Annotated in this window: 22 protein-coding genes and 1 riboswitch; of the genes, 7 read left to right on the top strand and 15 right to left on the bottom strand. The window is 32.8% G+C overall.

Annotated features, from left to right (window positions below; all coding sequences use genetic code 11):
• Window positions 1-39: 39 nt before the first annotated feature.
• Both C661_RS0105110 and C661_RS0105105 read right to left on the bottom strand, forming a co-directional pair.
• On the bottom strand, window positions 40-333 hold the full coding sequence (locus tag C661_RS0105110; protein ID WP_017414235.1) for a DUF1905 domain-containing protein: 294 nt from the start codon (window positions 331-333) through the stop codon (window positions 40-42).
• 92 nt (window positions 334-425) lie between these two features.
• The gene (locus C661_RS0105105) at window positions 426-1310 is read right to left on the bottom strand and encodes an SPL family radical SAM protein (protein ID WP_026050941.1); all 885 of its coding nucleotides are present in this window, start codon (window positions 1308-1310) and stop codon (window positions 426-428) included.
• A gap of 205 nt (window positions 1311-1515) precedes the next feature.
• Between C661_RS0105105 and C661_RS0105100 the strand changes: the two genes are divergently transcribed.
• A complete protein-coding gene (locus C661_RS0105100) occupies window positions 1516-2949 on the top strand; it encodes an MFS transporter (RefSeq protein ID WP_017414233.1) in 1434 nt (477 codons plus the stop codon).
• 270 nt (window positions 2950-3219) lie between these two features.
• Here the strand turns inward: C661_RS0105100 and C661_RS0105095 are convergent, their stop codons facing one another.
• Window positions 3220-3984: a MerR family transcriptional regulator gene (locus C661_RS0105095; RefSeq protein WP_017414232.1), complete on the bottom strand. Its 765-nt coding sequence runs from the start codon at window positions 3982-3984 to the stop codon at window positions 3220-3222.
• A 344-nt stretch (window positions 3985-4328) separates the two neighbouring features.
• Window positions 4329-5234 (bottom strand): MBL fold metallo-hydrolase, encoded by a 906-nt coding sequence (locus C661_RS0105090; RefSeq protein WP_017414231.1) that lies wholly within the window; start codon window positions 5232-5234, stop codon window positions 4329-4331.
• 360 nt (window positions 5235-5594) lie between these two features.
• On the opposite strand from C661_RS0105090, the gene C661_RS0105085 reads away from it, so the two are divergent.
• A complete protein-coding gene (locus C661_RS0105085; protein ID WP_017414230.1) occupies window positions 5595-6986 on the top strand; it encodes an amino acid permease in 1392 nt (463 codons plus the stop codon).
• Window positions 6987-7069: 83 nt separating this feature from the next.
• Here C661_RS0105085 and C661_RS0105080 read toward each other — a convergent pair whose 3' ends face one another.
• Together C661_RS0105080 and motA are read right to left on the bottom strand one after the other, a co-directional pair.
• Window positions 7070-7840, bottom strand: coding sequence for a flagellar motor protein MotB (locus C661_RS0105080; protein WP_017414229.1), 771 nt, complete (start codon window positions 7838-7840; stop codon window positions 7070-7072).
• 12 nt (window positions 7841-7852) lie between these two features.
• On the bottom strand, window positions 7853-8638 hold the full coding sequence (motA, locus tag C661_RS0105075) for a flagellar motor stator protein MotA (protein WP_017414228.1): 786 nt from the start codon (window positions 8636-8638) through the stop codon (window positions 7853-7855).
• Between the two features lie 375 nt (window positions 8639-9013).
• Here motA and C661_RS0105070 point away from each other — a divergent pair, with 375 nt between their 5' ends.
• The 3 genes from C661_RS0105070 (at window position 9014) to C661_RS0105060 (ending at window position 12944) form a co-directional block, all read left to right on the top strand.
• On the top strand, window positions 9014-10690 hold the full coding sequence (locus C661_RS0105070) for a sensor histidine kinase (RefSeq protein WP_017414227.1): 1677 nt from the start codon (window positions 9014-9016) through the stop codon (window positions 10688-10690).
• A 4-nt stretch (window positions 10691-10694) separates the two neighbouring features.
• The gene (locus tag C661_RS0105065) at window positions 10695-11399 is read left to right on the top strand and encodes a LytR/AlgR family response regulator transcription factor (protein ID WP_017414226.1); all 705 of its coding nucleotides are present in this window, start codon (window positions 10695-10697) and stop codon (window positions 11397-11399) included.
• A gap of 108 nt (window positions 11400-11507) precedes the next feature.
• A complete protein-coding gene (locus tag C661_RS0105060; RefSeq protein ID WP_017414225.1) occupies window positions 11508-12944 on the top strand; it encodes a carbon starvation CstA family protein in 1437 nt (478 codons plus the stop codon).
• Window positions 12945-13154: 210 nt separating this feature from the next.
• On the opposite strand, the gene C661_RS0105055 is transcribed toward C661_RS0105060, so the two are convergent.
• From C661_RS0105055 to C661_RS0105015, 9 genes are all read right to left on the bottom strand, one after another.
• Entirely contained in the window at window positions 13155-14042 is an 888-nt protein-coding gene (locus tag C661_RS0105055; protein WP_017414224.1) for a GNAT family N-acetyltransferase, read from the bottom strand.
• A 223-nt stretch (window positions 14043-14265) separates the two neighbouring features.
• Window positions 14266-14868, bottom strand: coding sequence for a TVP38/TMEM64 family protein (locus C661_RS0105050; protein ID WP_242825977.1), 603 nt, complete (start codon window positions 14866-14868; stop codon window positions 14266-14268).
• 73 nt (window positions 14869-14941) lie between these two features.
• Window positions 14942-15532 (bottom strand): hypothetical protein, encoded by a 591-nt coding sequence (locus C661_RS0105045; protein WP_017414222.1) that lies wholly within the window; start codon window positions 15530-15532, stop codon window positions 14942-14944.
• A 348-nt stretch (window positions 15533-15880) separates the two neighbouring features.
• Complete coding sequence (locus tag C661_RS0105040; protein WP_017414221.1) at window positions 15881-16621, bottom strand: amino acid ABC transporter ATP-binding protein; 741 nt, start codon at window positions 16619-16621, stop codon at window positions 15881-15883.
• 15 nt (window positions 16622-16636) lie between these two features.
• Complete coding sequence (locus tag C661_RS21375; protein WP_017414220.1) at window positions 16637-17410, bottom strand: amino acid ABC transporter permease; 774 nt, start codon at window positions 17408-17410, stop codon at window positions 16637-16639.
• A gap of 83 nt (window positions 17411-17493) precedes the next feature.
• A complete protein-coding gene (locus C661_RS0105030; protein ID WP_017414219.1) occupies window positions 17494-18339 on the bottom strand; it encodes a transporter substrate-binding domain-containing protein in 846 nt (281 codons plus the stop codon).
• A gap of 340 nt (window positions 18340-18679) precedes the next feature.
• A riboswitch (Lysine riboswitch) is annotated at window positions 18680-18862 on the bottom strand.
• A 266-nt stretch (window positions 18863-19128) separates the two neighbouring features.
• A complete protein-coding gene (locus tag C661_RS0105025; protein ID WP_017414218.1) occupies window positions 19129-20232 on the bottom strand; it encodes a PQQ-dependent sugar dehydrogenase in 1104 nt (367 codons plus the stop codon).
• A gap of 412 nt (window positions 20233-20644) precedes the next feature.
• Window positions 20645-21103 carry a hypothetical protein gene (locus tag C661_RS21370; protein WP_017414217.1) on the bottom strand — a complete coding sequence of 153 codons (459 nt, stop codon included), beginning with the start codon at window positions 21101-21103 and terminating at the stop codon, window positions 20645-20647.
• An 81-nt stretch (window positions 21104-21184) separates the two neighbouring features.
• Entirely contained in the window at window positions 21185-21928 is a 744-nt protein-coding gene (locus C661_RS0105015) for a YybI family spore inner coat protein (RefSeq protein WP_017414216.1), read from the bottom strand.
• 174 nt (window positions 21929-22102) lie between these two features.
• Between C661_RS0105015 and C661_RS0105010 the strand changes: the two genes are divergently transcribed.
• A complete protein-coding gene (locus tag C661_RS0105010; RefSeq protein ID WP_017414215.1) occupies window positions 22103-23449 on the top strand; it encodes a PLL family lectin in 1347 nt (448 codons plus the stop codon).
• Window positions 23450-23460: 11 nt separating this feature from the next.
• Window positions 23461-23952: a hypothetical protein gene (locus C661_RS0105005; RefSeq protein WP_017414214.1), complete on the top strand. Its 492-nt coding sequence runs from the start codon at window positions 23461-23463 to the stop codon at window positions 23950-23952.
• The last annotated feature ends 129 nt before the right edge of the window (window positions 23953-24081 follow it).

Here is a 24081-nt window from a genome sequence, read left to right as displayed (position 1 = left end):
GTAATAATGACTAACTTTTTCATAATTAACAACCTCGAGTTAACCTTTGTTGGATGATTTTTTCTCTACAACTCTCTCCACAAGAGTAACTTTTATTATGTCCCCAGGTTGCTTGCCAATCTTAGCTCTGATATCCTTCTTGATTCCAATAATATGGCAAGGAGTTTTCATTCTAACAAGGCTCCCTTCATAAACTTCCCCATCAAAAGTTGCAGTAACAGGTACTCTTCCCTTTCCAAATTCAGCCTTTACATCGAAGGGAATTTCAATGTAAGCTCCATCAATATCAGGTACTTTTTTAATTTCCGCATTAAATTCATATATCTTACTCATTTGTCTTCCTCCATATAAAATACTACTATTTTACCATAGAACTTTTCATTGAACTTCTTGACAATTAAGTTTCATCTACCTTTCAAAGGAAATTAGAAGAAACTTAATTGTTCCTCCTCATACTCTGTTCTATAAGCTTTTATTATATCTGGCATTTTGTATAGTATACCTTTCCTATTGCATCCTTCTTTAAATAACTTCCACAATTCTTTATTCCTTATAGAATTACACTGATAGGAAAATCCATATTCCTTCACATATTTATCCTTTATTCCTGAAAATTTCTCATTGAGCCTTTCATAAAAGAATTCTCTTTGACCCTGTCTAAGAGTTACTCCAAAATAAGGATAAATAAACTTTGCCCCACTTTCAGCTGCTTTTTCTATTATTCTTAATATATTCTCATCATTGTCCTGAATAAAAGGCAATACAGGCATTAATAATATACCAGAAAAAATCCCATTTTCTGAAAGCTCACTTACTGCTCGGAACCGCTTTGAAGAAGAAGCTACATTGGGTTCAACTTTTTTACTTAACTCGTCCTCAGCAGCAGTAATTGTTACTTTAGCAATTACTGGAGAGTGTTTTTTTATATTCTTTAGTATATCTATATCCCTAACAATTAAGTCACTTTTCGTTGCTATTGCAACACCAAACCCATAAAGATTTATAATTTCTAGTGCTTTTCTAGTTAGCTTACCCTCCCTTTCTAAGGGATTGTATGGATCAGACATTGAACCAGTAGCTATGACCCCTTTTTTTCTCTTTGATTTTAGCTCATTAGTTAATATTTCAATAGCATTTTCCTTACCTCTAACCAAACTAAAATCTTTGATACCATAACACTCACTCCTTGAGTCGCAGTAAATACACCCATGAGAGCAACCTTTATAGATATTCATATTATAATTTGTTCCAAACCAATTCTCATTATAGGTTCTTTGAGATAAGATTTGTTTTGCAGTAATAAACTCCAATACTAACACCTTCTTCCTTCAAGGGTTGTTAATAGGTATATTATATAGGATTTATAGTTTATTTTATAGAACTAAAACCAAATTTAAGATGAATAAAATCCTAGGTAAGATTTATTTTTATTTATCAAGTCTATACTGTCATATTTTCCTATGATAATATTATAAATATACAAAACAAAGTTGATAAATAAGGAGCAGTGTTATTTTGAGTAAACTTAAAAGTAGTAGCCACAGAAAAATTCCTTTTCTAGATAAAATGGGTTATGGCCTTGGGAATTTCACCACTGGAGTTTCAAATCAAGTTATAGGAACCTATTTAGTTTTTTATTGTACAGCCATTCTTGATATCCCAGGCAGTTTAGTTGGACTTGCTGTTAGCTTAAGTATAATTTGGGATGCCATCACAGACCCTCTAATGGGTTATATTTCTGATATGACTAAATCTCAAACCTTTGGAAGACGTCACCAGTACCTCTTAATTGGAGGCATAGGTCTTGGAATATGTAACTTTATACTTTGGAATATAAATTCTGGAATTTCTCAATATTTGAAATTTGCTTTTATTTTCATTTTAATAATTGTAATTAAGACCTTTAGTACAATTTACGTAACTCCCTACACTGCCCTTGGTGCAGAACTTTCTAATGATTATAATGAAAGAACAACAATACAAGGAATTAAAACAATATTCTTCCTTCTTGGACTAGCCTTTGTATCCGTATTTGGTATGTTTGTATTCTTTAGGCCAACGCCAGAATTTCCTTCTGGACAGCTAAACCCTGCCTCTTATAATAACATGGGGCTATTTACTTCAATACTTATAATTGCTTTTGCAGTTTGGTGTTTTTACTCTACTAAAAAATATATTCCTATTCTTAATGAACATATTCAAACTGGCACAAGTGATTCAAAGTTGTCTACTTTACTTTTAGCCTTTAAAAATATATTTCTTAATAAAACCTTTAGGCATGTAGCTTTTGCCTATATGTTTACCAACATAGCTTCAGCCTTAGTTACAAATATGGGACTACATGTTTTTACTTACACTTTTTCATTGAATAGTCAACAAATTGCCCTTATAGTTGGAGTACAATTTTTAATTTCAATTATATCTCAGCCTATCTGGTCACTAATCTCTAAAAGATTAGACAAAAAGCCTTCTATGGTTTTGGGAATTATACTTTGCATCATAAGCAGTTTTATTTTCCTTCTTTTAATATTCATGAAGGATCATGTTACCGGTAATGTGCTTTACTTTTTCCCCTTTGGAATCTTAGCTGGTTTTGGTACCGGTGGACTTTTCACACTACCACTATCAATGATTGCAGATGTAATTGATTTAGATGAGCTTAATACTGGAAAGAGAGCAGAAGGAAGCTATTATGGTTGTTTAACTTTATTTTATAAAATGTCTCAATCTATCACCCTTCTACTTATAGGCTTTATATTAGACTGGGTGAAATTTGATGCAAATTTAACTATACAAGCCGAAAGCACAGTAATCATTCTTGGTTTATTACTTAGTATTGGCTCGGCTATAAGTTTTATTGCAGCACTTTTAAGTGTATTAGGCTATAATCTTAACAGAAATAAGGTTGAAGATATTCAAAGAAAGATTGCTGAAAACACCTCTTTTTGATGTTTATCCACAATAGCTTATAAATAATATCTATATATATATTAACTTATAATAGAGCTTGCTTTCTTTAATGGATTTCAGAACTATCTTAATGAAATGTTAAAAAGCCAGAGTTTTCTCTGGCTTTGTTTTTCATAGTAAGTTTATTATTAAAATATTCATCTAAGCTGTTGTTACTTTAATAGACTAAGATACTTACTAAGTTGTTACACTCTATAAAGAACTTGTTTTTAACTTCCTACTAAAATCGCAGTAAGAGGTTACAACTATTTATCTTTCCATACCAGCATAAATAAAAATTGCATCCCTTAGAAACTCTGCAGTACCAGGTTGCTCTTTATCGTAATAAGCTGTAAATCTTTCATCATCCACATACATTTGAGCAAGTCCCGCATGAGCTTCTTTATTATATTGTGGCCATGAAAAGCCTAGCCACTGTTTATGAAGATCAGCAGCTTTTTGGGCAAGTTCACCTGCTGGGTCTCCTGTTTTGAAAGCCTCTGCTAAGGTTTCTTCTAATTCTCTTCCTATTTCTATCATTTTCTCGTATTGTTCTTCAGTCAAATTCATCATTTTGGCATTAGACTTATTAACAGTGTCCTCACCATATTTTTTTCTAATTTCCTTACCGTATTTCTTTTCATTGTCATCTATAAGCTTTTGTTTAAAACCTTCAAATTTTTCTTTATTTGTCATTTTAAATTTCCCCTCTCTTAATGCTATGGTTTTATCTACATTTGCAATTAATTTATCTAATTGCTCTCTTTTTTCAAGGAGCTTTTGTCGATGGTTTTTAAGTGCAGTAGCTCCATCGAAGGAAGGTGAAGTAACCATAGTTTTTATTGTATCTAAATCCACACCTAATTCCTTGTAAAACAATATTTGTTGTAACATATCAACTTCAGCTTCACCATAAATTCGATATCCTGAGGAATTAATTCTTGCCGGCTTAAGAATTCCTATTTCATCATAATATCTAAGTGTTCTAGTGCTAACACCTGCTAAGTTACTAAGCTTTTGCACTGTATACTCCATATCTATATCTCCTCTCAGGCTCCAAAATTAATTTACTGAGGTGCCTTAATATTAATTTACACCTTTACGCAACGTGAGGGTCAAGAGGTTTTTTCATATTTTTTTGTAAAATGAAAAAGTAACTTCTTGATTGCACTACTTAATTCGTGTTTAGCGATTTTAGTCTTGCACTATATTGGTTAGAATGAGACTAGTTAGTGGATTTCCTCCATGTTGATTGGAGGTACATTATGAATAAAGATAAAAAATATGATTTCAAACACTTAACTGCTACATTACGAACGCCTCACTAAAAACACGAATTTACCTTTTCATTTAACGTTTTCATATTTTTTAATAAAACTTTATCTGATTTCTTCATTTCTTATATACTTAAGAAATCCATCTTCCATTATTAACTTTATTGACCCAGTCTCATCCAAATACTCAACATAGGATCTTAGCATTCTCTCCAATACATTATATTTATAGATAGTTTTCACACCTATCTTGAATTCTTTAATAACCGCCCTCATAATTTCTTCCATTGTCATTGTTCCATTTATCACATTATATACTCTAACTGATATTTCCTTAAAAAAGTCATTATTATCATCTATGAGCTTAGAAATATCCTCATAAATCCCCTTATGTGCCACTATGTATTTACTACAATCCAAATTACGGAGTTTTTCTTTACTTTCTAAAGCTTCCCTAAGTATAAAGCAATAAGGTAATTTTGACCCCCTCATTACCTCATAACTTATTAAAGCATCACCAACATAAGCCACATTATCAGGAGTTGTAATACAAATGTGAGCTGGACTATGGCCTGGAGTATGAATTATTTTAAACTTTACACCACACAAATATATTTTATCTTGTTCATGAGAAATCATAATATCCGTTTCACAAACCATATGTCCATAATGCTCAGTTATTTCTGATAAGTTTTGATTACTATAAAATACCTTTAGATTTATAGTAGAGCTGCAAATATGGGCCTCATAGGCAGGCATAGCAATTATTGAATTATATTTTTCTTTAAAATGCGCATTGTTTCCTATATGGTCTATATGGGAATGAGTGCATAGTATTGCCGATATCTTAAACATATTCTCTTCTAAAAGCTTATCTATACCTTCTCTCTCTCCTTGCTTCCATCCCGTATCTAGCATAATTATCTCTTCATCATTAATTTTGTAAAAAGGAATATAAGTCATTCCAGTATCAATACAAAAGGTATTTCCTTTTACTTTTATTATTTTCATGCAACCATCTCCCTAATTTTCACTTATAAGCTTATATAAAATTATATTTCTAGCAAAATTCAACATTTTATTAACACATAAATCTACATTGATTTGTTTTACTTTGAATTTTAATAATTCTTTCACATGCTTAAGAAACTTCAGCATAATTATTATAACTTTATGATTCCATAAAAACTATGGTATTTGATATATTATGACATTTAACCATGAATTTTATCGCAAATTTAAACGAATTTTCCTTTACATTTTATTCATTATTTATTCAAATTTCTATTTTATGGATATATAATTAAATATAAGATAGTATAAATTATCTAAATTTATACTCTTAATTTGAATTCAGAGGAAAGTGTTTTTATGGACAGTCAAAATTTATTAAAGGATCCTGCAGAATCAAAGCTAAGACGTGAGCTTGGTTTAGGTGCTGCAATTGCAATTGTTGTAGGTAACTGCATTGGTTCTGGTGTTTTCATGGCTCCAGCTTCATTAGCAAGAATTTCCAACCCCACCACTGCAATTATAGCTTGGCTTATCACTTCAGTTGGTTCTCTACTCATAGCCCTTAGTTTTGCAAATTTATCTTCAAGAATTCCAGTCACTGGTGGTCCAATTGCCTACACAAGAAAAGCCTTTGGAGAGTTTCCAGCCTTTCTAATTGGGTGGACATATTGGATTGGTGCTTGGGTTGGTAATGCAGCAATTATTACTGCCTTCATGAGTTATTTTACTTACTTTGTTCCCTCAGCAAATACTCCATTGGCAGCCTTTTTAATCACATCTTTTGTATTATGGTTCTTTACTATTATCAATATCTTAGGAGTGAAGAATGCAGGTATTATAGGTATTATTACTACAATATTAAAAGTAGCAGCTTTATTAGTTTTCCTAGTTATAGCTATAATAAATTTTGATCCCCAATACTTATCTACGGTATCTAGCAGTGAAGTAAGCAGTATGAGCACCTTACCTGCAGCTATAGCAGTAGCTTTATGGGCTTTTGTTGGATTAGAAAGTGCCACTGTCCCTGCTGGAGAAATTAAAAATCCAGAAAAAAACATCAAAAAAAGCACCATTTGGGGTACCCTAATTGCTGCTTGTATCTATATTTTAATATCAGTAGTTGCTATGGGTGCAATGGGTCAGGACGTATTAGCTAAGTCTGATGCCCCACTAGCAGATATAATAAATGCTTCAACTAGTGGAACTTGGGGTGGAACCTTCATTGCTATAGGTGCAATTATTTCTACTCTTGGAGCAACTTCTGGATGGATTTTAACCACTGGAAGAAGTGCCTATGCCGCAGCAGAAGAAAAACTTTTCCCACCAATTTTTGCACATGTAAGCAAAAAATATGCTACTCCTACAGCTTCTCTTATAATCAGTGGAATATGTGCTAATATTCTTCTGATTCTAAATTATGTAGGAAGTTTAAGATCAGCCTTTGACTTTATGATTTTACTTGGAACCTTAGCATTTTTGCCTGCTTACAGTTTTGCTGCAGCTGCAGAAATAGTGTTACTTAAAAAATTCCCAGGAAAATTCAACCTCTGGAATTTCCTTAAAAACTCCTTTATTTCTTTACTAGCTTTTGCTTACTCAATATATGCAATATATGGAACAGGGGCAGAGGTTGTTATGTATGGATTTATCTTAATGCTTGTTGGTATACCTTTCTATGTATATATGATGCTAAGACAACGTGAAACTATAACAATAAGTAAAGGCAAAGAAAATAATATGATGAGCTAAATACTTTTACTTTAAATAAAAAAGAGCAATTGAATTAAAGGTTCAATTGCTCTTTTTAAATGTGTATTAACTTTATAAACACTTTAATTTCCATTAACCTTTGTAGGTGCTGAGTACTTACGCACAATAAAAATTTCTACTCTTCTATTTTTAGCTCTACCGTCACTTGTTGAATTATCATACTTAGGCTTTTGATCTGCATAAGCTTGAATTGACATTCTTCCCATTTGCACTTCACCTGTGCTACCTATAAAATTCATCACATTGATGGCTCTCATAGCACTCAAGTCCCAATTTGAGCGAAACTTAGAATTACTAATTGGTACATTATCTGTATGTCCTACAATTTTGACTTCATTATCTAGTCCCTTGAGCATATGAGAAATTTGCTTAAGTAAGGGCTCCACCCCTTGTAATACTTGTGCATCGCCTGAATTAAAAAGTACAACATCCTGAATGGAAATTTCTAAGCCACCCTCATTGAGCTCTACCTTAACCTTATCTCCATATCCTCCATTTTCAATTTGTCCCTGTAAATTATCTTTAACTTCTTTCATTTTATTATCTTCTAATACATTACTTGAAATAGCTGAGTTTTCAGCCACTTCATTTATATCCCCAGAATTTCCTGGTTGTGGTACTGGAAGGCTTGGCTCTCCCTCTTCCATTAAACCACTTCCGCCTGAGAATATAGCATTAAAGTTCTCCTGAACACTCTTAAATTTTTCGTTATCAACTTTACTCATCGCAAACATAACAATAAAAAGGGCTAGCAAAAGAGTAAGCATATCTGCATAAGGAATTAGCCATGTTTCATCAACGTGTTCTTCATGATGCACTTTTTTCTTTCTCATGATAAATCTCCTTTAAATATCCTTATTGTTCTTTTCAAAACTTACTCTATCCTTTGGCGCTAACATACCTAATAGCTTTTTTTCTATACTTTTTGGATTTTTCCCTTCCTGAATTGATAGAATACCTTCTAATATGATACGCATATTAGTTATTTCCTCATGGGACTTTCGCTTTAATCTAGTTGCAAAAGGATGGAAAATTACATATCCAAAGAAAATTCCATATAGAGTTGCCACAAAGGCAGCAGCTATCATATGACCAAGTTTTTCTGTATCATTTAGGTTTCCAAGAGCTCCAATTAATCCAATAACAGCACCTAAAACTCCAAGGGTTGGTGCTGATCCTCCTGCAGTTGTAAAAATTGAAGCTCCAGCACGGTGTCTTTCTTCCGTCTCATCAATATCAATAGTTAAAACTTCCTCGATAAATTCAGGGTCTGCACCGTCAACTACCATCTCGAGTCCTTTTTTCATAAACTTATTGTCTAGTCCTTGTATAGTATTTTCAAGACTTAATAACCCATTCTTTCTTGTACTTTGTGCCATTTCTATAATTTGTTCTACAATGGCTACCGGTCTTTCTTTTTGCTTATTTCCAAAAAGAACTCCTAGGATTTTAGGAATTTTAAGAAATTCGTCCTTTGGAAAAGAGTTCATTACTGCTGCAATGGTACCAACAAGAATTATTATAGCCGCAGCTGGATTTAGTAGTACAGTAACATCTGCTCCCTTTACAATCATTCCTACAATTATTGCAAAAAAACCTGTAATAACACCGATAATCAAAAAAATATCCATCTTGTATCTCCTCATATCTTTCGTATATGTCAAAATCAAAGTAAATAAATGTAATTTATAAACATGTTTCGACCAAATTATACATTTTTTTCATGGAAGTATTATATCATAAAATATAAATAAAAAAATAACCTTCATAAAATTTTCTTCATAGCACTATTAGTAAAAATTGGGATACTTTTCTTGCAAATATACCCCAAGGTAGAAAAAATTTTAACCATAACTTTCACTGGAACTAATCAACATGTTTTCTTTGCAATAAATTTATAAATTATAAACAATTTGTGATAAACTATCTATAATACATGCATTATTTTAAAGTGATAGTTAAACTTTAAAGAATAAATATTAAATTAAAAACTAGAGGTAATTTATATGAATTTATTTAGAAATCTTATAAACAATTTAGGTTATGTTGTAATACTAGCTTTTATAATTTCAAATATATCTATAGTAAAAAAAATAATACAAAGAGATAAATTTAGAAAAAGAGAACTTACCATACTTGCTTTAGCCTTTTCTATTTTTGGTATAATTGGAACCTATTCTGGTACAGATGTAAACGGAGCCATAGCTAATACCAGAATAATTGGAGTAATGGCTGGTGGAATTCTTTGCGGTCCCTTTGTTGGAATTATAGCTGGTACTCTTGCGGGAATTCATAGGTTTACCTATGATATTGGTGGAATAACTTCTATTCCTTGCGCTATAGCCACAATTATTGCTGGATTTGTTTCTGCTATTCTGTACAAAAGAGGTACAGGTCACAACAAATGGTTCTATGGATTCATTGGTGGATTAGTAATTGAAAGCATTGAAATGCTTCTTATTTTGCTTATCTCTAAGCCTTATACCAGTGCAGTTTCTATAGTAAAAAGTATTTACTTTCCTATGACCTTTACTAATGCTTTAGGTATAAGCATTCTTATACTACTCATAGAAAGAATCTTTAATGAAAAAGATCAAATAGCTGCATCTCAAGCTCAACTAGCCCTAGAAATAGCTAATAAAACTCTCCCCTACTTTAGGGATATAACCAATGATTCTTTGGTTAAGATTTGCTCTATAATAAAAGAGTCTACTGGTGCTGCCGCAGTTTCAATTACTGATAGGAATACAGTTCTTGCTCATGCTGGCCTAGGATCAGATCATCATGTTGTTGGAAGCCCTATACAAACCACAGCTACAAAACAGGTAATTGATAATGGTTCTATGAGTATTTTAAACTGTGCTGAAGAAATACAATGCTTTTGCAAAAGCTGCCCTCTAAAATCTGCAATACTTGTCCCTCTTAAAGAAAACCAAGAGGTCATTGGAACCTTAAAATTATACTACCCAATAGAAAATGGTGTTTCTTATACTACAGAAAAACTGGCAGTTGGATTATCTCAATTAATTTCCACCCAACTTGAAATTAGTAAGTTGGGGAGACTTGAAGATATGGCTACAAAGGCAGAAATAAAGGCTCTTCAAGCTCAAATCAATCCACATTTTCTCTTTAATGCCTTAAATACTATTGTATCTTTTTTAAGATTTAATCCAAATAAAGCAAGGGAGCTTATAGTAAACCTTTCTAACTATTTAAGATATAACATTGAAAACACTAGTACCTTTGTGGATATAAGCAAAGAACTTGAACAAGTTAAAGCTTATGTTGAAATAGAAAAAGCTCGTTTTGGAGATAAATTAAAGGTATCTTATGATGTTGATGAAAATATAAATATTAAAATTCCATCACTTGTTATTCAACCCTTGGTAGAAAACTCTATTAAGCATGGGATTTTAGAGGGTTCTGGATCAGGTAATGTAAAAATCACTGTGAAAAATTATAATTCAAATGAAGTTCTCGTTATAATAGAAGATGATGGTGTTGGAATTTCTCAACATATAATTGACACAATATATAATGGTACTTCTAAGGAAAACAAAATTGGTATGTCTAATGTTAACAATAGACTTAAATATATATATGGTAATGGACTTAATATTGAAAGACTTAGTGTGGGTACAAAAATAAGCTTTATACTTAATGAAAAGGAGAAAGGTGGCTAAATTTATGAACTGTATTATCATAGATGATGAAATTCCTGCCATAGAGGAGTTAAGTTACTTTGTTACTAATTTTAGCTCAATTAAAATACTTGATAAATTCGATGATAGCATAAAAGCTCTTGAATATGTTCAAAATAATGCTGTAGATGTAATTTTCTTGGATATAAGTATGCCTAAATTGGATGGTATTACCTTTAGCAGGGTGATAAACACGTTAAAAGATAAGCCTATTATTGTATTTATAAGTGCTTATAGGGAGCATGCTCTTGAAGCTTTTGAAGTTTCAGCCTTTGATTACATATTAAAGCCTTATTCTGAGGATAGGATAGTTGATACTTTAAAAAAGCTGGAAAACTATAATACTATCACCAAATGTAATAATGATAGAATTACTCTATGGAAAAATGAAAAATTAGTTGTTTTAAGTATTAGTGAAATATGCTATTGTAGAGCTAATGAGCATGAGGTTTTGATTTATACCAAGGAAGAGGAATTTAAAACTAATTCTAGTATTAGTGATTTTCACAAAAAACTTCCTCAAAACAATTTTTTCAAATGCCATCGTTCTTATATTGTAAATTTAGATAAGATAAAAGAAATAATTCCCTGGTTTAACAACACATATTTATTAAGGCTCCAGGATGTGGAAGAAGAAGTCCCTGTTAGCAGACATAACATTTCAAAGTTTAAGCAAATCATGGGCATATAAATGTATTTTATGTGCTCTTTTTGTTATTTAAAGAATTTCTCCATGTAAACATATACATATATTTTATAATATATGTATAAAAAACTATTATACAGGGGGGATTTATCAATGATATCTTTTCTTCTTTCTATTGTTGCCTTAATTGTAGGTTATTTTGTATACAGTAAAATTGTTGAAAAAGCTTTTGGCGCAGATGAAAAAATTCAAACACCAGCTGTAAGACTTGAAGATGGTGTGGATTTTGTTAAAATGCCTGGTTGGAAGATTTTCTTAATTCAATTCCTAAACATTGCTGGGACAGGCCCAATCTTTGGTGCCATTGCCGGTGCATTATGGGGACCTGTTGCCTTTCTATGGATAGTCCTTGGTTCTATATTTGCAGGGGGAGTGCACGACTACTTATCTGGAATGTTATCTGTAAGACATGATGGTGCTAGTATACCTGAAGTTGTAGGAAAATATTTAGGACCTGGTTTTAAAAACTTCATGAGAGGTTTTTCAGTTATAGTTCTTATACTTGTAGGTGTAGTTTTCATAACAACTCCAGCTAATCTTCTAGCTATACTTACACCTGAAAGGCTTGATGCTAAATTTTGGGTTTATGTAATCTTTGCTTATTATATTTTAGCTACCTTACTTCCAATAGATAAACTTATCGGAAAAATTTATCCAATCTTCGGTATTTGCCTTTTAGTTATGGCTTTAGGGGTATCAGGAGGCATAATCTTTGGAGGCTATAAAATTCCTGAGATTACATTAGCAAACCTTCACCCAAAACAACTACCTATTTGGCCATTAATGTTTATATCTATAGCTTGTGGAGCTATCTCTGGCTTCCACTCAACACAATCTCCTATGATGGCAAGATGTATAACTTCTGAAAAACAAGGTAGAGCAATATTCTATGGTTCTATGATTGCTGAAGGTATAGTTGCTCTAATCTGGGCAGCTGCTGCAATAGCCTTCTTTGGTAGCACTGGAGAATTAAATGCACAAATGACTGCTAACGGTGGACAAGGTTGGGTTGTAAGTACAATTTCTACAACTCTACTTGGTAAATTTGGAGGAGCTCTTGCAATACTTGGTGTAATAGCTTGCCCCGTAACTTCTGGAGACACAGCTTTTAGAAGTGCAAGACTTACTATTGCAGACTTTTTAAACTTCAAACAAGGACCAATGAAAAACAGACTTATAATAACTATCCCATTATTTATCATTGGTTTCATTTTAACAAGAATTGACTTTAATATTCTTTGGAGATACTTTGCATGGTCTAATCAAACTTTAGCAATGATTGTACTTTGGGCTTCAGCTATGTACTTAGCTTTAAGAAAACAAATTCATTGGATAGCTACATTGCCAGCAGTATTCATGACTGGCGTTTCTATAACTTATATCCTTGTAGCTCCAGAAGGTTTTAAACTTTCCTCTTCAATAGCTTATCCTGCTGGAATAATAGCTGCAATTGGTGCCCTTGTGGTGTTCCTAATAGCTGCAAAAAAGAAACTTCAAAGCTCTCAAGTAAATGAAAAACTTGAAGCATAATAGATTAATTTAATATAAAATTGCAACTCAAATAAAGAGCTTCTAAGACAAATGTAATACATTTACTTAGAAGCTCTTTATTTGTTCTTTCATATTTAACACTATCTATGAATGAGTTTTAATTGTAACTAAATAATTTCTAGTCTTGGTTTCTGAAACTTTTATATTGTTTCATAACTCTAATCTTCTAGGAATTTTTATCTTTGAGTTCTATAATTTATAATAATCCATAGTATAAGTTTCCTCAAATCCACAGGATTTATAAAGATTTAGTGCATTCTTATTTTTCGCTTCCACTTGAAGCATTACATCTTTTGCACCTTTTTCCTGTAGTATTTTCACAGCTTTAGTTAATATTTCTCTTCCATAACCTCTTCCGCGATACTCAGGAATTACTCCTAATCCATAAATTCCTCCTTGGCCTTCCCTTATTTCTATGTTAACTTTACCCATTACTTTATTATCAACTTCAGCTATGAACATGAGTATTCCACTTTTTTCTTCTTCTTCAGGCATCGGAATGTTTTCTTCCTTAAACTCCTCGTTAAAATATATAGAGTTTTGCCATGCAATTTCTCTTCCATCTTCATTGATAGCTCTTCTTAAAACCACATTGTTACCTGAAGAATTTGTTTCACTATTGCGTCTTAAAAACATCTCATACTCTGAATGATGGTGCTCTGCACCTGTGTTTTTAATAAATTCAAGCCCTGAAATAGAATTATTATCACTAAGCAAAAGTATTTTTTTTGGGTTTCTCTTACCACCTTCATCTTTAACCAGTGAAAATAACTTCTTGAATATCCCCCTCCTCCTATAGCTTGGGTGCACCATTCCATTGATTTCCATAGCAGCCCCACCAAACTCACAGATGCCAATATAACCTACTAACATGTTTTCATAATAGTATAAGAATTCATTGAGGTTATCTATATTTTTCCCTTCAACCTCACTTCTACTTAATTTATAATCAAGTTCTAATTTTAAGGAAACTTTATCTACTTCATGACAAAGATTTTGAAGCTGATTTATCTCCTTATAGTCCTCTAAGTTCAGTTTTTCTTTAATTTTTATATTAAAATTATTTATATTTTCCACATTCCTACCCCCTAATACCATTTTAAGTATCCCTTGTTATTTTTCCCATTTTACCATAATTTCCTATTGTTTGAAATAGATTTTTCATCTTATATCTACAGTTTATAGTGAGATGGTGACATATCTTCTTATGAAATCTATATTTATATCCCTTATGAATAAATGTATCTTCACAAAAGTGTTGCTTAAAATTAGCATAAAGAAATTAAGGTTAGCCTACTAATTAGCCTTCCTTAAATGCACTAACAAATTTGTTTTCTAGTCTACTACCATTCTTTACTACATAAAGAACTAATATAGCAATAATACCCCAGCCCCACCAGGGAATTATAATATTTGAAGAACCCAATGCAGATGCAGCTAGTATTTCCCAAGGCCTAGTTAATATCATTATCATAAAGTATCTACCTAATCTCATTGTACTAAGCCCCACCAAGAAGCCTATAGCATCATCTGGTAAAAAGGGCAATAAGAACAATATTCCAACTAACAGCTCCCCCCTTTTTGAGGAAATAAGCTTCTCATATTTTTCTGAAATTTTAGGACTCACAAATTTCTCAGTAAAAGGCTTTCCAAGTTTTCTTGCAAGAATAAATACTACTACTGACCCACTTATAATAGCTAACAAACTAATGAAAAAGGATTGCCATAAACCAAATACATTTCCACCCACCACAGCACTAATATTACTAGGTATTGGTGCAATTATAACAGACATAAACTGAATAAAGAAGAACATTCCATAAGCCTTGTCACCATAACTCTGAATATATGCCTTAAAGGCTTCCACTGAATTAATTGTGCTAAAAATTCCTGTTGACTTCATGTAGAGGAATATGCTTAACAATAACCCTATAGCCACAAATAAGCATAACCATAATTTTATTTTTTCTTTATGCTTATTCATAAATCGCCTTCAACTCCATAAACTTTATTTCTTCCACCTCATAATTATTACTAGTTGATTCTATTTCTTTAAGATTTCCCTTGTAAATTATCTCGCCCTTTGCCTGAAGCAAGGTTTCAGGTCTAACAAGGTTTCTTGACATATTAAAATCCAAAACCCCACTGTGGTTTAAAATATAATATACAAACTCTGAACATAAAAACCTATCTTGGTAGCATACTTCTTTATTTAGTAGGTTATGTATAAGCCCTTTATAGTTATATTTATAGCTATTGCTATTATCTATAAAATGATTTACCAATTCCTCAGCTTTTTCATATTGTTCTTTTGAAACTTCAACCTTCATTATGGTACCAGGTAAAGTATTGCTAAATTTGTATAACCCTTGATTTAGCACTTCCTGTTTAAACCTCCCGATAAAAGGATTAAATGTATATTTTCTTGCAAAACTATACATTCTATTTAATTCCTTATCCAAAGAAATTGCTGCATGAGTATATTCATCATTGGTGAATAACCCAATAAGCCTTGAAACTGTTGTATTAGTTCTCGTAAGAACAATATATAAATAATGTTTTTCCATTTATTATTACCTCCAGATTAGCAACTTACTGCACTCTCTATAACACAATAATAGCAAGGAAATCTTAAAATATTGTTTGTATAAATCTTAAGAACTTCTTAAGATTTGTAAAATATAACCTTTAAATCACCTTTTCATAGAACTTTACTGTTTAACACAAAAACACTCAGACCTTCCAGTCTGAGTGCAAATTTCTAATTATTCATTAGTTCTCCTTGATAAATTAAGTAATAAGCCTTTCTAGTTAAAACCACTTATTACTTTTCAACTAAACTATTATCCTTGAGGGGGTGGACACTTTCCTTATAACTAAATAAAAATGTTCCTTTCACTTATGGTTAATATCTATTAAATATTGCTTAAAGTGCGCTTTAAAAATTCTCTTGTACGAGGTTCAGCAGGATTATTAAAAATTTGCTCAGGGCTTCCTTCTTCAGCAATGACTCCTTTATCCATAAACACCACTCTGTGAGATACTTCTTTTGCAAAACCCATCTCATGGGTTACTACTAACATAGTAATTCCACTTTCCCCAAGATTCTTCATTACCTTAAGAACCTCTCCTACCATTTCAGGATCTAAAGCTGAAGTTGGCTCATCAAAAAGCATTACATCCGGCTCCATTGAAAGTGCTCTAGCAATAGCCACTCGTTGCTTTTGACCTCCTGATAACTGTCTTGGCTTTGCATTAATGTATCTTTCCATTCCAACAAGATTCAAGTATTTCATAGCCACCTTTTCAGCTTCTTCCCTAGAGCGGTTTAATACTTTTACTTGTCCAACTATGCAGTTATCTAAAACATTTTTATTATTAAACAAATTAAACTGTTGAAATACCATGCCTAATTTAGTTCTATACATACCAGTATCATGATTATTATCTAAGATGTTTTTCCCCTTATATATTATTTCCCCACCCGTTGGCTTTTCTAAAAGATTAATACAACGAAGAAGGGTAGATTTCCCTGATCCAGAGGAGCCAATTATAGAAACTACTTCTCCTTTATTTACTGAGAAGTCAATATCTTTTAAAACCTGATGATCTCCAAAGGATTTTCTTAAATGGTTAACTTCAATTATATTTTCCACGATTTCTCCTCCTCTTTAGTAACTAACTGCATCCCTATTTCCTGATGCTAAAATTACTGATTGTTTTTCTATTTCAATATCACTTATAACATAATTTTCTGCTCCATCTAATCTCTTTTCAATATAGCGTAAAATTCTTGTTACTGTAAAAGTCATGATAAAATATAGCACACAAGCTACAAAGAAGGATTCAAAATATCTAAAGTTATTTCCTGATACTGATTTTGTTTGAAAATATAACTCTGTTACAGAAATTACATTAAGTACTGAAGTATCTTTTATATTAATCACAAACTCATTTCCTATTGAAGGTAAAATATTACGAATTGCTTGAGGTAAAATTATATTCATCATGGTTTGAAAGTGAGTCATACCAATAGCATGAGCAGCTTCAAACTGACCCTTATCAATGGATAGAATTCCTCCACGGATAATTTCTGCCATATATGCCCCTGTATTAATAGATACTATTAATATAGCTGCATATAATCTATTCATATTCATACCAAAAGCTAAAGCGGACCCATAATAAATTACCATAGCCTGCACAATCATAGGTGTTCCACGGAACAATTCTATATAAACAAAAAGTATTGCATTAAGGATTTTTACAAATATTCTTTTAGCTTTTCCTTCTGGTGACGGAATAGTTCGTATAACCCCTACTATAATCCCTATAAAAAAACCTATAATTGTTCCAACCATTGAAATTAAAAGAGTTATTCCAGCCCCTCTAAGAAACATAGACCAGTTATTTGAAATAATTTTTACTATCCAATCTAAACTCATTATTTTACTCCTCCTTTGTGTAAGGGTAACCTAACACAACTCTCCCTAACTTGTTAGGCTACCTAATGAAACATATTTAATATCTAATTAGCAGCAGGCTGATTTTTAATAGCCTTATCCATGATAGCTCTACGCTGCTCTTCTGAGATCCCTGATAAAATTGTATTTATTTTAGCTACTAAATCACTATTTTTAGCTACTCCCACTGCAATTGCTGTATCATCATCAGAAGTTATAAATCCATCTTTAAATTCTATAACTCTAAAATTACTATTTGCTAACTCACTGCTAACTCCTTCTGGGCGTTCAGACACATATCCATCAATAATTCCAGATTCAAGTGCTACTCTCATAGCTGGAAAATTATCCATTGCGGGTTGCTTCTCTACTCCTTGAATTTGATCTATCACCGAATAATGAAAGGTATTTAATTGAGCTGTTATTTTTGCTCCTTGAAAATCTTTAATTGAAGAAGCACTCTCGTATTTTCCACCTTTTTTTACTACCATAACTAAATCTGATTTATAGTAGTTATCTGAAAAGTCAATGGTTTCCTTACGTTCTGCAGTAGGTGACATCCCTGCAATAATTGCATCTATCTTCCCTGAAGTTAATGCTGGCACTAGTCCATCCCATTCTGTTTTAACAATAACCAACTTTTTTCCTAGCCCTTCAGCAATTTGTCTTGCGATTTCCACGTCATATCCTCCAGCATATTCTGCGCTACCCTCTATATTAACTCCGTTGTTAGCCTCATCCTTTTGAGTCCAATTAAAAGGAGCATAACCTGCCTCCATACCTACTCTAAATATCTGCTCTTCACTAACTACTGGTGATGCCTCCTTACTAGAAGCGCTTGTACCACACCCACCTAAAAATAATACTGTTGATAATGTAATTGCTATTAGTCCTAATAATCTTCTTCTCATTGTTAATCTCTCCTTCTTGGTGTTTCATCTAAATTTTGTAATTAAATTTGTTTTACTCTTTTTCTTATGTCTCCTAGAAATTCTTCATGTGGAAGCTAATTTTAAAGTTTTACTTATTTATTAACTACCTTGGCTTCTTTGAAGTTTCTAAAGCTGAAGAGTATAAACTTTCAACTTATATATCCATGATAGAAATTCTACTAAAATTATAAAAATAAAAATGCCACCCCTTCATTCAGGATGGCACTATCTCATCTTTTGGCATTAAAAACACAAAAAGACCTAAGGTAAACTTAGGTCGTCACATGCTTAAATTGACCCTAATTCCCCCTCTCTTCCCAAATGAGATAGCACAACTCAATAAACCGGGACGTCTATTGAGACAGTCCTGCAGTTCTTAACTGCAGACCCAGCAAGTAATACTGAGGATATTACAAGCTTCGGCGACATTTCCTTCTCCCTAGAATCTTTGCTTCCTCAAGCTCCTATAGGGACTGTTAAATCTCGCGCCTCTACCTCACTTATGAAAGTGAGGTCTTATTAAATTATATTCATAGTTTACTACACTAAAGTAAATGTGTCAACAACTATTATGCACTTATTATTAATTTTATTCATTTATCTTATCTATTGTTTTTGAAAACCTTTTCTTTGAACCTTGTAAATAACTCAATAATTTAATTATTTCTTCCTTGACAGTTATTTTGCAAATTGTATAACATGCATAAATATTAATTTTTATGCATAAACACCCCTCTAATTTTAGCTTTCAAATAAATATTTTAGTTCCTACCCTTTAGGGATAAGTTGAATAATTCTATCATCCTTTGAAGTAGGATTTCCTCTGCCATCTCTATTGCTAGTGGTAAAATAAATTGACCCATCATTTCCTTGAATAACATCACGGATACGCCCAAACTCATTTTTTAAAAAAAATTCTTGATTTGTAACAGTCCTTCCATCTTCTCCTAAAGAAATTACAAGTAGTTGACTACCGCGTAAATTGCCCACTACTAATTTTCCTTGCCACGGTCCTATATTTATAAAGGAAATTCCAGCAGGTGCCCAAGTTTCTCCTCCACTTTGTACTAAAGGTTTTTTAGCAGTAATTTCACTAGAAGCCTGATTTCCTTGAACAATGGGCCACCCGTAATTTGCCCCTGACTCAATAATATTCACTTCATCCTGAGCTACTTCTCCATGATCTGTTCCATATAAAATATTTGTTGAATTCCATGCTAGTCCCTGAGGATTTCTAAATCCCAGACTATAAACTGGTGAGTTAGGTATTGGGTTATCCTTAGGAATACTACCATCTAATTCTACTCTTAGTATTTTTCCTGCAGTACTTGTGGGATTTTGTGCTAAAGATGGGGTTCCTCCATCTCCAGTTGTTATATAAAGCTTTTTATCTGGCCCTATCTTTATTCTTCCTCCATTATGCACTTGCCCTCCTGGGATTTTATCTATAATAACTTTATCCACAGAGGCTTTGTTGTTTTTTTCTATTAATCTTACTACTCTATTAAAGAGCCTATTATCCTCAGAGTAGGTATGCATTGCATATATATAATGGTTTTGTATAAAATTTGGATCTAATGCAATCCCTAGAAGTCCACCTTCACCGCGACTCACAAAGGGAGTTGCAAAGGTAATAATAGGTTCAGGATTAACCTTACCATTTTCAATAACCCTAATAGTTCCAGACCTCTCAGTAAAATATATTTTCCCATCACTACTTATGTCTATAGCCCAAGGTACAAATAAGTTTTCAGCAATAACATTGATTTCATAAGGCATCTGCCTTGGTAATAATACTTTCCCTAAGGTTTTTACTGTACCACTAAACCCTCTTTTCATTTTTCTTAAAACCTTATAAATTAATTTATTCACATTAACCTCCTCTAAACGTAAAATTCTTAATACCTACTCCATTATATTATTAGTGATTTGTTTTAGTGCAAATTTACTTTTATAGCCTTACAATTACTCATATCCTTTTCCCTAATAAAGCTTTGAAAAATACTCAAAGTATCTAGATAAAGCTTTTATAAGTTGAGTAGAAGAACACTTTGAAGAAAACCAATAAAAAAGTACATCATTGTGGGCTTTAGTCACAAGGATGTACTTATATATAATGCATGATTTAATCTACTACTTACTGAAAATATTTCTGTGAATACTTAGAAGGGATTATGATTTTTTTAAGATTGATTAACTGTATTTTGGTTGACATATAATTGTTTAAACTAATAAATTTTATAAATCAGCACTTTCCTCCTTCTTCACATGCTATTAAGTACTTTTAATAATAAGAGTCATATGGTCCATAATAGTGATGGTGTTTATCATCATCGTCATAATCATCATGATCATGGTCATCATCATGGTCATGGTCATCATCATAGTCGTAATCATAATTCCCATACTGAGGGTAGTAATAATTATGATATGGTGGGTATGGGTACTGCAATAAAGATAAGGCTGCTAAAGCACCAATAGGGATTCCTCTGCGTCTAAAACGTCTAAATCTCCTTCTAGGTCTTCCCCCTCCAAAAATTTGCCTATCTTCCCTGTTTTCATCTTCCTCCATTACATCTTCTCCAACCAATATGATAATTCGCTCTGGTTCTACCTTTTCTATAATTCCATCAATGACACTGCCATCTTTCAATTTCAAAATAATATGAAAGAACATATTCCTTTGGCACTTATCATGTAAAGCCTGTAGATCCCTGCTATAATAATTTTTTACTGAATTCATAATTAATCAACTCCTTCTAATTGCCATAATATTCCACAATATAGTTAATAGTGTCATATCAATTTATGAGTTTTACAAAAACTACCACCTTCTATTATTTTCTATTTCATTTCCCCATATAGCTATATTTTGATTGTCTAAAACAAAACTTTTCTCTTCCCATTTTAAGGTGTTTAAAAAATATCCTAAAGAATCTGCATTATACCTTCCAGCTATCTTTTGATAAGCTAATAGTTCATATACTCCATCAGAGTCAAAATCCACAGGATATAACCCACTTAATGGGTTTACAAACCCCTCAATAGGCTCCTTTAATCTTCCGTTACTATCATATATTTCACTTAAATAATCTTCTTCTCTAAGAGATATGTCTAAAATATATTGCTCGTTGTTTATCTCACTTATAGCTTCAACTTTAAAGTTATTCTCATAGTTGATTTGGTATTGATACTCTTCATTATACTGATTAAAATCAAAAATCAACTCAGGAATATCATCAACAAAGGAATAAATGTAATGATACATTATTCCACCACTGCCGCCTGAATCTATGCTAATTAAAATATCATTTATGTCATCTCCATTGAAATCCCCTAAAAATATCCGAGGATTATAACCTGAATTTTCACTTAGGGGTACCCTATAAACATTTCCTGTTTTCCCATCCTTTACTGCAAGCGTAATTTGATCCACAAAGGGCCTTTCAGCAGTATACACTCCAGTTAAAAATACCCCATCAGGAATTTTGTCCCCATTTACATCTCCTACTGCACGAAAAACAATCCTTGGCTTTATTATATTATTTCTATTATAGCTGTTATACATATGCTCTCCTTGTTATTAAAGGCTTTCATCATATATTATGATGAAAGTAAAAATCCTGCTACTTATTAATAACCTCCTTCATCTTACTTACTAAATTTGTGTCAGTGTTGAATTTCAATCATATACTATAGTGGTAAGGTTTATAACCAAAGCATGAATATAAGGAGAACTTAGATGTATAATAATGAGTTTTGCCACTGTCCTTATTGCACTAAGCAAGCTACCTGCCCCTTTTTCAATTCACAAATGAGAAAGTATGGCTACCATAATGACTTCATAGATGGCTATGACGATTATGACTACGTCGATAACTATGGAGAATACTTTGAGCTTGAAGATTTCAACTGGAACTATAGAGCTCCACAAAGAGAAGTAAATAGAATCTTAGACTTACTTAATCAGCAGCAACCTGAATTATTCAGAAATTTTACCAGATATGGAGTACCAAGACGTGAGGTAAATGAATACTTTAGAACTTGTATTAATTACACTTTAGACAACGCCTCAAAAGTTTCAGGTAATATAAATCGAAAAACAAATGTGATTTTTAATAATTTCAGAAGGCAATATGGCAATATTTTTGCCGCTCTTAGACGAAGAGGCGTGCCTAATAATGTAGTTAACAGCACCTTTAGAGATGTAATTGAATTTACCCTTAGAAATAGTGCCTCAGTTCCTGTTCCACCACCAACTCCACCTCCAATTCCTGGGAGTGGTTGGAGTCAATGGGAGGATCTTGGTGGAGTTTTAGCTTCCGGTCCTGCTGCAGCTTCTTGGGGATCTAATAGAATTGACACCTTTGTTCGTGGTACTGATAATGCTATGTACCATAAGTGGTGGGATGGCTCTCGTTGGAGTAATTGGGAAAACCTTGGCGGAGTTTTAACTTCAAGCCCTGGTGCTGTTTCCTGGGGCAATAATAGAATTGATACCTTTGTTCGTGGTACTGATAATGCCATGTACCATAAGTGGTGGGATGGCTCTCGTTGGAGTGAATGGGAAAACCTTGGTGGAGTTTTAGCATCAAGCCCAGCTGCTGCTTCTTGGGGTACAAACAGAATTGACACCTTTGTTCGTGGTACTGACAATGCTCTCTACCATAAGTGGTGGGATGGTACTCGTTGGAATGATTGGGAAAACCTTGGCGGAAACCTAACCTCAGCTCCTGCTGCTGTTTCCTGGGGCAATAATAGAATTGATGTATTTGTTCAGGGACAAGGGAACCGTCTATACCATAAATGGTGGGATGGCACTCGCTGGAGTGATTGGGAAGACCTTGGTGGAAATATAACCTCAGCTCCTGCAGTTTCTTCTAGGGGCTCCAATAGACTTGAAGTCTTTGCTAAAGGAAGAAATAATGAGCTTATAACTAAAACTTGGAATGGCTCTAGATGGAGCGATTGGCAAACTATTGGTGGAACCCTAACCTCCGAACCTGGTGCAATATCTTGGGGCCCTAATAGAACTGATGTATTTGTAAGAGGTACAAATAATGCTATGTGGCATATTTGGAGAGATTAGGAGGTATTAAAATGGTAAGTTTTAAAGGCTTTTCTGGAATTATAAAAAGGATTAGTGACCTTAGACAAGGTCAAGATGAAGAAACCTCAGGTTGCTATAAATTAATGGAAGTTGAGAATGAAGATGGATCCATAGTAAACTTTATAGTTGCTCCTACTACTTACTTTGTAAATCATGAAGTTGTAGCTATTGGAGATGAAGTAACAGGATATTATGATGTGAATGCACCTGTACCTCTTATATATCCTCCCCAATATAGGGCACTCATTATGGTTAAGAACACAGATGAGGCAAATGTGAAAGTAGACTATTTTGATGAGGATTTAATCAGCAGTGATGGTAGCTTGAAATTAAGAATCAGTAGAGATACTGAGATGTTACTTCCAAATGGCCAGCCCTTTAACAGAAATCCTGCTGAAAGAAACCTAATTGTTATCTATGGTCCATCAACCAAAAGCATACCTGCTCAAACTACACCCTATGAAATTGTTGTTTTGTGCTAATTAGTAAAATTTAATGTAAGAATAAAGGAGCTGCCTCTCAATGCTTAAAGTTCATTTTGAGCAGTTCCTTTTAATTCTACTTTTCTTGAAGCTTGAGGGAATTCTCACTATACTCTTTTAATAAGCTTA

Source organism: Clostridium tunisiense TJ, assembly GCF_000300195.1.
Classification (GTDB): domain Bacteria; phylum Bacillota; class Clostridia; order Clostridiales; family Clostridiaceae; genus Clostridium_J; species Clostridium_J tunisiense.
This window is presented reverse-complemented; position numbering and strand designations above follow the sequence as displayed.

What these genes read in the sequence shown, in the direction of transcription:
- C661_RS0105110 (WP_017414235.1), bottom strand. Translation starts at nt 333, where the DNA reads ATGAGTAAGATATATGAATTTAATGCGGAAATTAAAAAAGTACCTGAT.
- C661_RS0105095 (WP_017414232.1), bottom strand. Translation starts at nt 3,984, where the DNA reads ATGGAGTATACAGTGCAAAAGCTTAGTAACTTAGCAGGTGTTAGCACT.
- C661_RS0105090 (WP_017414231.1), bottom strand. Translation starts at nt 5,234, where the DNA reads ATGAAAATAATAAAAGTAAAAGGAAATACCTTTTGTATTGATACTGGA.
- C661_RS0105085 (WP_017414230.1), top strand. Translation starts at nt 5,595, where the DNA reads ATGGACAGTCAAAATTTATTAAAGGATCCTGCAGAATCAAAGCTAAGA.
- C661_RS0105080 (WP_017414229.1), bottom strand. Translation starts at nt 7,840, where the DNA reads ATGAGAAAGAAAAAAGTGCATCATGAAGAACACGTTGATGAAACATGG.
- motA (WP_017414228.1), bottom strand. Translation starts at nt 8,638, where the DNA reads ATGGATATTTTTTTGATTATCGGTGTTATTACAGGTTTTTTTGCAATA.
- C661_RS0105070 (WP_017414227.1), top strand. Translation starts at nt 9,014, where the DNA reads ATGAATTTATTTAGAAATCTTATAAACAATTTAGGTTATGTTGTAATA.
- C661_RS0105065 (WP_017414226.1), top strand. Translation starts at nt 10,695, where the DNA reads ATGAACTGTATTATCATAGATGATGAAATTCCTGCCATAGAGGAGTTA.
- C661_RS0105060 (WP_017414225.1), top strand. Translation starts at nt 11,508, where the DNA reads ATGATATCTTTTCTTCTTTCTATTGTTGCCTTAATTGTAGGTTATTTT.
- C661_RS0105050 (WP_242825977.1), bottom strand. Translation starts at nt 14,868, where the DNA reads ATGAAGTCAACAGGAATTTTTAGCACAATTAATTCAGTGGAAGCCTTT.
- C661_RS0105045 (WP_017414222.1), bottom strand. Translation starts at nt 15,532, where the DNA reads ATGGAAAAACATTATTTATATATTGTTCTTACGAGAACTAATACAACA.
- C661_RS21375 (WP_017414220.1), bottom strand. Translation starts at nt 17,410, where the DNA reads ATGAGTTTAGATTGGATAGTAAAAATTATTTCAAATAACTGGTCTATG.
- C661_RS0105030 (WP_017414219.1), bottom strand. Translation starts at nt 18,339, where the DNA reads ATGAGAAGAAGATTATTAGGACTAATAGCAATTACATTATCAACAGTA.
- C661_RS21370 (WP_017414217.1), bottom strand. Translation starts at nt 21,103, where the DNA reads ATGAATTCAGTAAAAAATTATTATAGCAGGGATCTACAGGCTTTACAT.
- C661_RS0105015 (WP_017414216.1), bottom strand. Translation starts at nt 21,928, where the DNA reads ATGTATAACAGCTATAATAGAAATAATATAATAAAGCCAAGGATTGTT.
- C661_RS0105010 (WP_017414215.1), top strand. Translation starts at nt 22,103, where the DNA reads ATGTATAATAATGAGTTTTGCCACTGTCCTTATTGCACTAAGCAAGCT.
- C661_RS0105005 (WP_017414214.1), top strand. Translation starts at nt 23,461, where the DNA reads ATGGTAAGTTTTAAAGGCTTTTCTGGAATTATAAAAAGGATTAGTGAC.